The organism is Mycobacterium sp. E2479 (assembly GCF_001667925.1).
In the GTDB taxonomy this organism is placed as follows: domain Bacteria; phylum Actinomycetota; class Actinomycetes; order Mycobacteriales; family Mycobacteriaceae; genus Mycobacterium.
The window spans coordinates 73691-86255 of sequence record NZ_LZJR01000010.1 but is presented as its reverse complement, the minus strand read 5'-3'; the positions used below and the strand labels follow the sequence as shown (position 1 = coordinate 86255).

The 12565-nt window shown below is 65.8% G+C and carries 11 protein-coding genes and 1 pseudogene; 6 read left to right on the top strand and 6 right to left on the bottom strand.

The annotated features are described in order from the left end of the window. Nucleotides 1–66 precede the first annotated feature (66 nt). Nucleotides 67–873 carry an enoyl-CoA hydratase/isomerase family protein gene (locus A5686_RS01610; protein WP_067930118.1) on the top strand — a complete coding sequence of 269 codons (807 nt, stop codon included), beginning with the start codon at nucleotides 67–69 and terminating at the stop codon, nucleotides 871–873. 114 nt (nucleotides 874–987) lie between these two features. Here the strand turns inward: A5686_RS01610 and A5686_RS01605 are convergent, their stop codons facing one another. The 4 genes from A5686_RS01605 to A5686_RS01590 all read right to left on the bottom strand — a co-directional run bounded on the left by A5686_RS01605 (nucleotide 988) and on the right by A5686_RS01590 (nucleotide 5213). Beyond that, nucleotides 988–1854 (bottom strand): LLM class flavin-dependent oxidoreductase, encoded by an 867-nt coding sequence (locus A5686_RS01605; protein ID WP_067930117.1) that lies wholly within the window; start codon nucleotides 1852–1854, stop codon nucleotides 988–990. A 115-nt stretch (nucleotides 1855–1969) separates the two neighbouring features. After that, nucleotides 1970–2716 carry an STAS domain-containing protein gene (locus A5686_RS01600; protein ID WP_067930116.1) on the bottom strand — a complete coding sequence of 249 codons (747 nt, stop codon included), beginning with the start codon at nucleotides 2714–2716 and terminating at the stop codon, nucleotides 1970–1972. 365 nt (nucleotides 2717–3081) lie between these two features. Next, nucleotides 3082–4071, bottom strand: coding sequence for a DUF4873 domain-containing protein (locus tag A5686_RS01595; RefSeq protein WP_231986251.1), 990 nt, complete (start codon nucleotides 4069–4071; stop codon nucleotides 3082–3084). A gap of 236 nt (nucleotides 4072–4307) precedes the next feature. Beyond that, on the bottom strand, nucleotides 4308–5213 hold the full coding sequence (locus A5686_RS01590) for a diiron oxygenase (protein WP_067930115.1): 906 nt from the start codon (nucleotides 5211–5213) through the stop codon (nucleotides 4308–4310). Between the two features lie 124 nt (nucleotides 5214–5337). On the opposite strand from A5686_RS01590, the gene cobF reads away from it, so the two are divergent. From cobF to A5686_RS01575, 4 genes and pseudogenes are all read left to right on the top strand, one after another. Further along, the gene (gene cobF / locus A5686_RS01585) at nucleotides 5338–6084 is read left to right on the top strand and encodes a precorrin-6A synthase (deacetylating) (protein WP_067930114.1); all 747 of its coding nucleotides are present in this window, start codon (nucleotides 5338–5340) and stop codon (nucleotides 6082–6084) included. A 4-nt stretch (nucleotides 6085–6088) separates the two neighbouring features. Then, nucleotides 6089–6331: pseudogene (locus A5686_RS27735) on the top strand (DNA-formamidopyrimidine glycosylase family protein); the annotation flags it as partial. A 162-nt stretch (nucleotides 6332–6493) separates the two neighbouring features. Further along, on the top strand, nucleotides 6494–6952 hold the full coding sequence (locus A5686_RS27730; RefSeq protein WP_231986250.1) for a zinc finger domain-containing protein: 459 nt from the start codon (nucleotides 6494–6496) through the stop codon (nucleotides 6950–6952). Nucleotides 6953–6994: 42 nt separating this feature from the next. After that, entirely contained in the window at nucleotides 6995–7744 is a 750-nt protein-coding gene (locus tag A5686_RS01575) for an SDR family oxidoreductase (RefSeq protein WP_067930110.1), read from the top strand. A 3-nt stretch (nucleotides 7745–7747) separates the two neighbouring features. On the opposite strand, the gene pgi is transcribed toward A5686_RS01575, so the two are convergent. Then, nucleotides 7748–9412, bottom strand: a complete 1665-nt coding sequence (gene pgi, locus A5686_RS01570; RefSeq protein WP_067930106.1) for a glucose-6-phosphate isomerase — start codon at nucleotides 9410–9412, stop codon at nucleotides 7748–7750. A gap of 78 nt (nucleotides 9413–9490) precedes the next feature. After that, nucleotides 9491–9811: a chorismate mutase gene (locus A5686_RS01565; protein WP_067930104.1), complete on the bottom strand. Its 321-nt coding sequence runs from the start codon at nucleotides 9809–9811 to the stop codon at nucleotides 9491–9493. Between the two features lie 374 nt (nucleotides 9812–10185). Here A5686_RS01565 and pcrA point away from each other — a divergent pair, with 374 nt between their 5' ends. Next, nucleotides 10186–12543: a DNA helicase PcrA gene (gene pcrA / locus A5686_RS01560; protein ID WP_067930102.1), complete on the top strand. Its 2358-nt coding sequence runs from the start codon at nucleotides 10186–10188 to the stop codon at nucleotides 12541–12543. Nucleotides 12544–12565 lie beyond the last annotated feature (22 nt).

The window sequence follows — 12565 nt, the reverse complement described above, 5'->3', positions numbered from 1 at the left end:
TCGACGCGGTCGCAAAACCACGGTATGCCTACTCGGTAAATGGCGATGTCGCCTACGGTTCCCCCTATGCCTGCAGTGACACTGGAACCTCTCGAAGACAACATCGCCTGCATCACCCTGAACCGGCCAGAGCGCCTCAACGCCATCGACGGGTCGTTGATCGACGGCGTCCACGAGGCTCTCGACGTGCTGGACAAAGGTGAGTATCGGGTGGCGGTCCTGACCGGTGCCGGACGCGGATTCTGCGCCGGCGCGGATTTGAGCGGCACCGGGCGGCCATGGACGCAGAACAAGCCGACCACGCCGCCGTTCAAGGCCAACTACGACGCCCAGGTTCGGTTGGCCAACCTGTACACGCGGATCTATGAGATGGACATCCCGGTCATCGGTGCGGTCAACGGTGTCGCCGTCGGGGGTGGTTTGGCGTTCGCGTTGGTCTGCGATATCCGCGTCGCCTCCGAGCAAGCCCGGTTCGGTTCGGTGTTCATCAAGGCGGGCTTCTCGTCGATGGACATGGGCACCAGCTACCTGCTGCCCAAGATCGTCGGCGCCGGGGTGGCGCGCGAACTCATGCTCACCGGACGCATCATCGACGCGGCCGAGGCCTATCGCATCAAGCTGGTGCACGAAGTCGTCGCATCCGATGAGCTGATGCCCGCCGCACTCAAGCTGGCCCGCTCGATCGCCGAGAACAACGCATACGGCGTGTGGCAGACCAAGATTGGCCTCAATGCCGCGCTGGACGCGCCAAGCCTGCGCCACGCCATCGAGATCGAGAACCGCACTCAGATCCTCAGCGGCTTCACGAACAACCCGGTCGAGGCCGCCATGGCGCACCGGGAGAAGCGCGCTCCGAAATGGGATGTGCTGTAACGCTTCACGTCATGGCGGCGGCCCACTGCGCCCGGCTGCGCCGCGCTTGTGACCACCGCGGTGCCCGATGGCGGCGGGCCACTGCGCCCGGCTGCGCCGTGCTTGTGACCACCGCTAGAGTTTCGCGATCACGTTCTCGGCAAACATCTCCAGGTTGCGGATCTTGCTGTCCAGGGGCTCGGTGTCCTTGCCCTTGATGTAGGGGATGCGGAAGCCGACGATGACGTCTGTGACGCCCTTGTCCTCGAGCCGCTTGATGCCGTCCGCGGTATAGGCGTCGGCCGAGATGACGTGGATCTCGAACGGCCCGGTCTTGCCGGCTTCTGCGCGAAACTTGTTGAGCTTGGCCAGGAGGTGGTCGAGTTCCTCGGGGTCGCCGCCGCCGTGCATCCAGCCGTCCAGGCGTGCCGCACGCCGCAGGGCGGCGTCAGCGTGCCCGCCGATCAGGATTGGGACGGGCTTGGTGGGCGCCGGCGTCATTTTGGTCTTGGGGATGTCGTAGAACTCGCCGTGGAATTCGAAGTAGTCACCGGTGGTGAGGCCCTGGATGATCTCGATGCATTCGTCCATCCGCTTGCCGCGCCGGGCGAACGGGACTCCCAGCAGCTCGTAGTCCTCAGGCCATGGGCTGGTGCCGACGCCGAAACCCACCCGATTGTCGGTCATCGCGGCTAGCGACCCAATTTGCTTGGCCACCAACGCCGGTGGCCGGATGGGCAGCTTGAGCACGAAGAAGTTGAAGCGCAGTCTCGTGGTCACCGCGCCCAATGCCGAAGTCAGCACGAAAGTCTCGATGAACTCCTTGCCGTCGAGGAAATCCCGGTTGCCGTCCGGGGTGTAGGGGTACTTCGAGTCCGATTCGAAGGGGTAGGCGATGCTGTCGGCGATCGTCATGGCGTGGTAGCCGGCCGCCTCGGCCGCTTTGGCCAGCGGGACGTAATACCGAAAGTCAGTCATCGCCTCTGCGTAGGTAAACCGCACGTCATCTGCCTTCCTGAAGGAGTCGTCCTTCGAGACTAGAACGTGTTCTAGTTTCAGCACAACCGGGCCGAGGGGCGCCACTGCCACCCGGTGGTCGGCGGAGGCAGGTATACGACTAAAGCTGGTTCTCGGGACCGATGATCGCCCACACCGTCTTGCCGGACGAGGTTGGCGTGCTGCCCCACGCGCGGGACAACGCGTCGACGATCGCCAGCCCCGACACGTCGATGCCTTTCTTCGGCGACGGCAATCGCAGCGCGGGTGTATTGCTCGCATCCGACACCGCAATGGTCGCGGTGGCGCCTTGCGCTTCGACTCGCACCGCCGGAACGCTCGCGGTGTGTTCCAGCACGTTTTCGACGAACACGTTGACCACCACCAACGCCACCGGAATGAGCTTGGACTGCGACCACGTGGTGAGCCATTCGCGGACCAGGCGCCGTGACTCGCGCAGGCTGGTCAGATCGGCGGGCAGCTGAACCTCGGCGCGCCGCACCGGGCGGCGGCTGTTCTGTCCGAGTGCCTTTAATGCGGCCTTCTCGCTCGAATAGACCGGGATGAAGTGGGTGACACCGCTACTAGTAATCGCTTCGCGGGCGGCCCGGTCGGTGCAGACCAACGCGATCGGAATGTGGGGGACGCTGCCGACCTGCCAGTACGCGCCCATGAAGGCCGACCATGCGGACTCCGTGTGCACCTTGAGCCCCGATACGTCGACGATCACGGCGGCGGTGGCATCGTCCAGCGTGGCCTTGAGGATGCGTTCGCGAAGTGGCGTCTCGTGGGCGGCATCAAGCTCACCGTCGACGGTCAGAACGGCAACCGAGCCATCCGTCCGCATTGCAACGGCCACCGGGCTCATTCCAGCTCGGTCCTGACGTCCGGTTCCATTTCCCGCTCCTCGCAATCCGCCGGGCCGATTGCTTGAGTATCCGCTCTCGGCGGCAAAAGTCTAATTCGCGGGGCGGCGGTCTCGATACCGGAGGAAACCGCAGGCCGCGTCTGGGATCGGACAAATACCGCAACACTCGTCTGCGATGAAAGCACCATGCGCCCCCCTCCGTCGGGAAGCCGACCACACCGCCCAACGCGCCACGAAGACGATCGCCCAGTACGCACTTTCTACGGGATTACCACATGGTGAGAGCCGCCAAACTTTTCGGTATGTCCGCGATCAGGGCGCTCACCGGGGCAAAGGCCCCGACGCACCGCCGCGTCTCGGCCTTCTCAGTGGTTGCTCAGCGCGTAGGGGGGAGCGCCCACTCCGGCGACCGAGTGCGTCCCCCACGGTGTTTGTTCGACGATGCGTGCGGGCGTGCTGCACTCACCGATGGTCAGCGTGCCGATCCTCGCTTGCTTGAGGATGTCGCCGCACAACGGTTCCGACGAGGAACCAAATACCGTTCCCTGCCAGTGGTAGTGGCCGTCGATCGGGTCCAGGTGGCCGGTGAGCCGGACGCGCACCGAGTGGCGGGTGCCTGCGATTTCCAGCGTGGCAGCGCCGTCGTAGGTGTCTTCGTCGGCGGGCGCGCTGGCCGAGAGATCGAAGGCGGATGCCACCGGGGGCGGCTCGGCGGCTCGCAACTGAGCCCGCTCGTTGAACACCTGCTGGCTGCTGGCCCGCACTTCGATGCGGCGACTGGCGGTACCCCGCATGATGTCCAGGCACTTGACGACGTAGCGCAACTGCGCGTCCGGATCGGGTCCGGTGAGGAAGAAGTAGTTGGGAAAGCCGCGAACGGCCACCCCGTAGAACGGCTCCATGCCCTCGTACCACGCCTGCCGAATGGTCAGGCCGGTAGCGCCGACCAAGGTCTGGTCGGCGAAGTCCTCGGGCACGGAGAACCCGGTGCCGTAGATGATGGCGTCGACGGCGTGGTCGACGCCATCGATGGTCCGCACGCCCGAGGCGGTCACCGCCTCAATGGCCGAAGCGGCGATCGCCACGCGGGCCCGGGCGGCCCGCAGGGTGCGGCGGCGCAGCCAATGTGCGGCGCGGGTGGACCACAGCGGGATTTCGGTCACGACGCGCCGCGGTGCGTATGCGAACACGGTGACCGATGCGGCCGCCGGCGCCAGGCGCCCGAGGTGGTGTCCGGCCGCGGTGTCGGTGCCGACCACCGCGATGTGTTTGCCGGACGGATCGAATCCGGAATCCCAGGCCGCGGCGTGGAACGACACTCCGCGAAACTCGTCACGCCCGGGTATGCGGGGCAGCCATGGTCGCTGCACCGGGCGGTCGGTGGCAACGACGACATCGGCCCGGAGGTGTTCGCCGTCCGCCGCGGTCAACAGCCAGGAGTCGGAGTCGTCGTCAAAGCGCGCGTGCCGACCCCGCCCGTCCAGCGTCACCAGGTCGGTGAAATCGGCTGCCAGCAAGGCGGTTTGGGCGCTTCGGCGAAATGCGCCTGCACCGACGACGGCGATATGGCAGCGGCGCTCGGGCGACCGCGTCACAGAAACCTGCTGCGCTTCCAGCCGCGGCGTGCGATCGGGCCCATCAGGCCGATCTCGGTCAGAAACGCCGCCAGCGGAGCGAAGCCGGCAACCTGCATGTCGCGCCGATGCGGACTGGTGCGCGCGACCTTGCGGGCCCGCTTAGGGTCGAGGCCGGTTCGGGCGTAAGGCACCGGATTGCTGAACAGGTAATTGAAGAAATAGCCGCCCAGGCCGTTGATGTTGGCCATGAACCAGCGGTTGAACCGGGGCATCTCGACGACGCGCTTGCGCGCGCCGTCGCGCGCGAACTGGATGTGGCGCGCCTCTTCCGTGACGTGAATACGCATGAGCCGCTGAATGATCGGCTGGAGCTCCGGATCGTCCATCATCTGCCGCTGCAGCGAGTCGAAGATCTCCTCACCGATCAGGGCTGCCACCCAGAGCATGGACCCGCGCTGAAACGCCAGCGGCAGCGCGTTGATGATCCATCGGTGAAACAGTCTGGGGCGCACCGGCTTGGCGCCGATGCGTTCGATGGCCTTGCCGAACATCACCATGTGCCGCGTCTCGTCGCCCAGTTCGGTCAACTTGTAATGCGTCGACCTGCTGGTCGGGTCCTCGTGCAGGATGGTGCGCAGCAGCGACTGGTTGAGCATGTTCTCGAACCAGATCCCGGCCGACAGTGTGTTGACCAGTTCCTGCTTGGACAGCTCGATTTGTTCCTCGCGAGTCATCTCGTCCCATATCGGCGTGCCGTACAGCGACACCAGCCGGGGCGGCAGGTAGAACTTGTCCGGATCCAACGGGGCATCCCAATCGATGTCGACGACGGGCTCATAAGACTTTTTGACCGAGCCCTTCAGCAGGCGGTCGGAGAATTCTTCACGACTCGGCCCTGCGGGCTTTACCGCTGAGGTCATCGCTGGCGTCCCTCCATTGGGTGCTTCGACGGTACCCAGGGTACTGGGTACTTGTGGTCCCGGCTAGATGCTGGAGGTTGCGATTCGGCAATCTGACGGGCAACGAAGATCAGGAGGCGAGGTAGTGGGCCGGCACATCCACGTCATCGGCATCGGTGCCGGCGATCCCGCCTACGTGACCGTGCAGGCCATCGATGCGCTCAACGACGTCCAGGTGTTCTTCGCGATGGACAAGGGCGAGCAGAAGAGCGACCTGGTGGCGCTGCGACGCGAGATCTGCGGCCGCTTCATCCGCGAGCCGGGCTACCGCTTCGTGGAGCTACCCGACCCGAAGCGGACAGGTGATGCCGACTACCGGGACGCGGTTGCGGACTGGCATGCCGCCCGCGCGGCTATTTGGGCCGACGCCATCTCTGCCGAGCTGGGTCCGCATGGCGTCGGTGGTTTTTTGGCATGGGGCGATCCGTCGCTCTACGACAGCACGCTGCGCATCCTGGGTGCGGTGGCCACGCGGGTCGACTTCACCTTCGACGTCGTCCCGGGCATCACCGCGGTACAGGCGCTGACCGCGCGGCACCGCATACCGCTAAACGAGGTCGGCGAACCCGTTCTGATCACCACGGGAAGGCAACTGCGCAACCGCGGGCCGGCCCTCGAAGCCGCCGTCGTGATGCTCGACGCCGACTGCTCGTTCCAGATTTGTCCGCCCGACACGCAGATCTGGTGGGGCGCCTACCTCGGCACCGAGAACGAACTGCTCATCGCGGGCACCGTCGGCGAGGTGGGGGCCCGCATCGTTTCGCTGCGAGCCGAAGCCCGCGCCCGGCACGGCTGGATCATGGACACCTATTTGCTGCGACCGGCACACTGAAACGGTGCCCGAACTACCCGAGATCGAAGCGCTGGTCGACCACCTGCGACGCCATGCCGTCGGCCTGACGATCGGCCGGGTCGACATCGGCGCCCTGTCCGTGTTGAAGACCTTCGACCCGCCGATCAGCGCGTTGCACGGCCAGAACGTGGCGGGCGCCGAGCGGTGGGGCAAGTACCTCGGGTTGCGGACGGACACCCTCTTCCTGATCGCGCATCTGTCGCGGGCGGGCTGGCTGCGGTGGTCGGACAAGCTGGCCGCGGCGCCGCTGCGGCCCGGCAAGGGCCCGATCGCGCTGCGGGTGCACCTGGGCACGCCCGGCGAGGCGCCGGGCTTCGACCTCACCGAGGCCGGCACCCAGAAGCGGCTGGCGGTGTGGCTGGTCGATGATCCGGCGCAGGTCCCCGGTATCGCCGCGCTCGGCCCGGACGCGCTCGACCTGGACGTGGACGCGCTGGGCAACCTGTTGGCGGGCAACACCGGCCGGATCAAGACGGTCATCACCGACCAGAAGATGATCGCCGGGATCGGCAACGCCTACAGCGACGAGATCCTGCACGTCGCCCGCATTTCGCCGTTCGCCACCGCCGGCAAGCTGTCCGAAGCGCAGCTCGCGACGCTGCACGACGCGATGGTCTCGGTGCTCACCGACGCGGTACGCCGGTCCGTCGGGCAGGGGGCGGCCACGCTCAAGGGCGAGAAGCGCTCCGGATTGCGGGTGCACGCCCGCACCGGGTTGCCCTGCCCGGTATGCGGGGACACCGTGCGCGAAGTGTCGTTCGCGGACAAGTCTTTTCAATACTGTCCAACGTGTCAGACCGGTGGGAAGATCCTGGCCGACCGGCGCATGTCGCGGTTGCTCAAGTAGTCACCCGACCGCGGACTTGACGCCTGTCGATATGCTGCCCCGATGACTCGCCAGAAGATCCTCATCACCGGCGCCAGCTCCGGGCTGGGCGCCGGAATGGCGCGCGCCTTCGCCGCCAAGGGCCGCGACCTCGCGCTGTGCGCGCGGCGCACCGACCGGCTCGATGAGCTGAAAGCCGAGCTCTCGCAGAAATATCCGGGCATCAAGATCGCGGTCGCCGCGCTGGACGTCAACGACCACGAGGCGGTCCCCAAGATATTCGCCGAACTCAGCGACGAACTGGGCGGCATCGACCGCATCGTCGTCAACGCCGGCATCGGCAAGGGTGCGAAACTGGGGTCCGGCAAGTTGTGGGCCAACAAGGCCACCCTCGAGACCAACCTGGTGTCAGCTCTGGTGCAGATCGAGACCGCCCTGGAGATGTTCAACAAGACCGGTTCGGGCCACCTGGTGCTGATCTCCTCGGTGCTCGGCAACAAGGGCGTGCCGGGAGTCAAGGCGGCCTATGCGGCGAGCAAGGCCGGGGTGAGCTCACTGGGCGAATCGCTGCGCGCCGAATACGCCAAAGGGCCCGTCAAGGTTTCGGTGCTGGAGCCCGGCTACATCGAGTCGGAGATGACGGCGAAGTCAAACAGCACAATGTTGATGGTGGACAACGAAACCGGCGTCAACGCCCTCGTCGCCGCCATGGAACGGGAGCCCGGCCGGGCGGCGGTGCCGTGGTGGCCGTGGGCGCCGCTGGTGCAGTTGATGCGGGTGCTGCCGCCTCGGCTGACCAAGATGTTCGCCTGAGATTCAGCTGGTTCGCCCACGTTCGCTGCGATACCGACGCACCAGCGCGTCGGTGGAGCTGTCCGACTGCGGCGCCGGCGAGCCGTCCGCGGTGATCACCGGAAGCAGGGCCTTGGCCTGGGTCTTGCCCAGCTCCACGCCCCATTGGTCGAACGAGTCGATCCCCCAGATCACGCCCTCGGTGAAGACCTGATGTTCGTACAGCGCGATCAGCTGGCCCAACGCCGACGGGGTGAGCCGGTTGGCCAGAATCGATGTCGACGGCCGGTTACCGGGCATCACCTTGTGCGGCACGACGTCCGCGGGGGTGCCCTCGGCCGCAATCTCTTCGGCCGTCTTGCCGAAGGCCAGGACCTGGGTCTGGGCGAAGAAGTTGCTCATCAACAGGTCGTGCATGCTGCCGCTGCCTTCGGCGGTGGGCAGATCGTCGAGGGGCTGGCTGAATCCAATGAAGTCCGCGGGCACCAAGCGGGTGCCCTGATGCAGCAACTGGTAGAACGCGTGCTGCCCGTTGGTTCCCGGTTCGCCCCAGAAGATTTCACCGGTGTCCGTGGTGACCGGGCTGCCGTCGGCGCGGGTCGACTTGCCGTTGGATTCCATGGTCAGCTGTTGCAGATATGCGGCGAAACGCGCCAGGTCATTGGAATACGGGAGCACGGCGCGCGATTGCGCCCCCATGAAGTTGGAATACCACAGGCCGATAAGGCCAAGCAGCACAGGTGCGTTGGACTCCAACGGCGTGGTTTTGAAGTGCCGGTCGACGATGTGGAATCCGGATAGGAAGTCCGCGAAAGCTTGTCGGCCGATGACCGCCATCACCGACAGGCCGATCGCCGAGTCAACCGAGTAGCGGCCTCCTACCCAATCCCAGAACCCGAACATGTTTTCGGTGTTGATGCCGAAGTCGTCGACGAGGCGTTTGTTGGTGGACACGGCGACGAAGTGCTGGGACACCGCGGCGTCGCCGAGGGCATCGGTGATCCAGCGGCGCGCGGCCGTGGCATTGGTCAGGGTTTCCAGCGTCGAGAATGTCTTCGACGCAACGATGAATAGCGTTGTGGCGGGGTCTAAATCGGCCAGCGTGGCAATCAGGTCGGCCGGGTCCACGTTGGAGACGAACCGCGCCGAGATCCCCCCATCCGCATAGTGGCGCAGCGCCTGGTCGACCATTACCGGGCCGAGGTCCGATCCACCGATGCCGATGTTGACGACCGTGCTGATGCGTTTCCCGCTGGCTCCCGTCCATTCACCGCTGCGCAACCGGTCGGTGAAGTCGCCCATGGCGTCGAGCACCGAGTGCACGGCCTGGACGACGTTTTCGCCGTCGACGACCAACTCAGCGTCCCGGGGCAGTCGCAGCGCGGTGTGCAGGACCGCGCGATCCTCCGAGGTGTTGATATGCACCCCCGCGAACATCTGGTCGCGCCGCTCTTCGAGGTTGGCCGTGCGCGCGAGATCGACCAAGAGCCGCAGCGTTTCTCGTGTGATGCGGTGCTTGCTGTAATCGATGTATAGGTCGCCGACCGAGACGGTCAGCTCCCGGCCGCGATCGGGATCGTCGTCGAAGAACTGGCGCAGATGAGTGTCGCCGATTTGGTCATGATGCCTACGCAGGGCGTCCCACGCCGGGGTGGCGGTGATGTCGGGGAGGATGTGCACGGAGGTCATGCCTCGACCCTATGGGCTGCGACGTGCCGGAGCCAGGTGTCGCAGCCAGCTCTGCGCCCGACCGATAAATCGTCGAGGTCAGTGACCGAGCCGTCCCCTGCCCAGACGCAGCAGCAGCATCGCCAGGTCCTTGCCTTCGGGGCCGAGGGCGCTGTAGCGCTCGATCACCTTCATTTCGCGGCTATGCACAAGCCGCGTGCCGCCGGATGCCATTCGGGCCTTGCCGATCGCCTGTGACACCTCGGTGCGCCGCTGCACGGCGGCCAGGATCGCAGCGTCGAGCCGGTCGATCTCGCGGCGCAACTCGTCGATGTCGGTGACCTCGTCGGTCTCTACCACCTCGATGTTCATTTCTGCTGACTCCGCGTCTTCGTCGTGATGTGGGGGTTCTGGTCTCATGCAGTATCGGGCCTCACAAAAGAAGAGCCCCGAATGCCGAAAGCGGACCACGGGGCTCTGCGGAAGCAGTTGACCCACGGGCGTCGCCAACCGGTACCCGTAGGGGAGTTACCGGCGCCACTCCATGAGTCGAGGAGTGTCGCCGGCACTGCGCGTTGAGCACCAATCGAGTTTGCCATTAAAAACCGTAGCCATACAAAGAAACGGATTTATGCACCGGGGTGCGAGTGCGCTGCGGGACGGGTCGAGACATCTCGTGTCGACACGCCGAATTGACGGAAGTCTGGGTGATGCCGCGGCCGCGGCTGCGGCCACTAGCCTGGTCTGATGCCAGGGCGCCGTGCGTCAGTGGGCGGCGGTAAGTTTGGACTGACATGAGTGTGCACGCAACAGATGCCAAGCCGGCCTCCGAAGCAGACCAATTGCTCGAGGGCCTCAATCCGCAACAGCGCCAAGCGGTGGTGCATGAAGGTTCCCCGCTGCTGATCGTCGCGGGCGCGGGTTCGGGAAAGACCGCGGTGTTGACCCGCCGGATCGCCTATCTGATCGCAGAACGCGGGGTCGGGGTCGGGCAGGTGCTGGCCATCACCTTCACCAACAAGGCAGCCGCCGAGATGCGCGAACGGGTGGTGCGGCTGGTGGGCAACCGGGCGCGGGCCATGTGGGTGTCCACCTTCCACTCGACCTGCGTACGGATCCTGCGCAACCAGGCGTCCGTCATCGAGGGCCTCAATTCCAACTTCTCCATCTATGACGCCGACGACTCACGGCGTCTGCTGCAGATGATCGGGCGCGACATGGGGCTCGACATCAAGCGGTACTCGCCCCGGCTGCTGGCCAACGCCATCTCCAACCTGAAGAACGAACTCATCGACCCGGCCGAGGCGGTGGGCAACCTGACCGACGATTCCGACGAGTTGTCCCGCACGGTGGCCAGCGTCTACGGCGAATACCAGCGGCGGCTGCGGGCGGCCAACGCCCTGGACTTCGACGACCTGATCGGGGAAACCGTGGCAGTGCTGCGGGCCTTCCCGCAGATCGCCCAGCACTACCGGCGGCGGTTCCGGCATGTCCTCGTCGACGAGTACCAGGACACCAATCACGCGCAGTACGTGCTGGTACGCGAACTGGTCGGCCGCGGCGGTCCTGCGAAGCTGGGACCGGCGAATGAGCCCGGCTCCGATGAGGTGCCGCCGGCGGAGCTGTGCGTGGTCGGCGATGCCGACCAGTCGATCTATGCGTTCCGCGGTGCCACCATCCGCAACATCGAGGACTTCGAGCGCGATTACCCGGACGCCACAACCATTCTGCTGGAACAGAATTACCGCTCGACGCAGAACATTCTGTCCGCGGCCAACTCTGTGATCGCCCGCAACTCCGGACGCCGCGACAAGCGGCTGTGGACCGCCGAAGGCGCCGGTGAGCTGATCGTCGGCTACGTCGCCGACAACGAGCACGACGAGGCCCGGTTCGTCGCCGAGGAGATCGACGCGCTCGCCGAGAAAGGCGCGATAACCTACAACGACGTCGCCGTCTTCTACCGCACCAACAACTCGTCTCGGTCGTTCGAAGAGGTGTTCATCCGCGCCGGAATCCCCTACAAAGTCGTTGGGGGAGTGCGCTTCTACGAGCGCAAGGAGATTCGCGACATCGTCGCCTACCTGCGGGTGCTGGACAACCCCGGGGACACGGTTAGCATCCGGCGCATCCTCAACACACCGCGCCGGGGCATCGGTGATCGTGCCGAGGCCTGCGTGGCGGTGTATGCCGAGAACACCGGCGCCAGTTTCGCCGATGCACTCGTGGCCGCGGCCGAGGGCAAAGTGCCGATGCTGAATTCGCGAGCGGAGAAGGCGATCGCCGGTTTCGTCGAGCTGCTGGACGATCTGCGCGGACGCCTGGACGACGATCTCGGAGATCTGGTCGAGTCGGTGCTCGAACGCACCGGATACCGCCGAGAACTCGAATCCTCGACCGATCCCCAGGAACTTGCGCGCTTGGACAACCTCAACGAACTCGTCAGCGTGGCACACGAATTCAGCACCGATCGGGCCAACGCCGCGGCACTGGGCGAGTCCTTGCACACCCCCGAGGACGAAGACGTTCCGGATACCGGTGTGCTGGCGGAGTTTTTGGAGCGGGTTTCGCTGGTCTCCGACAGCGACGAGATCCCCGAGGACGGCGCGGGCATGGTCACCCTGATGACGCTGCACACCGCCAAGGGCCTGGAGTTCCCGGTGGTCTTCGTGACCGGCTGGGAGGACGGGATGTTCCCCCACATGCGGTCGTTGGACGATCCGGTCGAACTGTCCGAAGAGCGGCGGCTGGCCTACGTCGGGATCACCCGGGCGCGGCAACGGCTCTACCTGAGCAGAGCCATCGTCCGGTCCTCCTGGGGACAGCCCATGCTCAACCCGGAGTCGCGCTTTCTGCAAGAGATTCCGCAGGAACTCATCGAATGGCGACGCACGGCGCCCGCCCCGTCGTTCAGCGCGCCGGTGAGCGGTGCCGGCCGGTTCGGCACGCCGCGGGCGGCGCCGACCCGCTCGGGAATGAGCAAGCGCCCGCTACTGGTGCTCGCACCGGGCGACCGGGTGACGCACGACAAATACGGGCTGGGCCGGGTCGAGGAAGTGTCAGGCGTCGGCGAATCCGCGATGTCGCTGATCGACTTCGGCAGCTCGGGCCGGGTGAAGCTCATGCACAACCACGCCCCGATCAGCAAGCTCTAGCCCGACGACCACGACGCGTGCG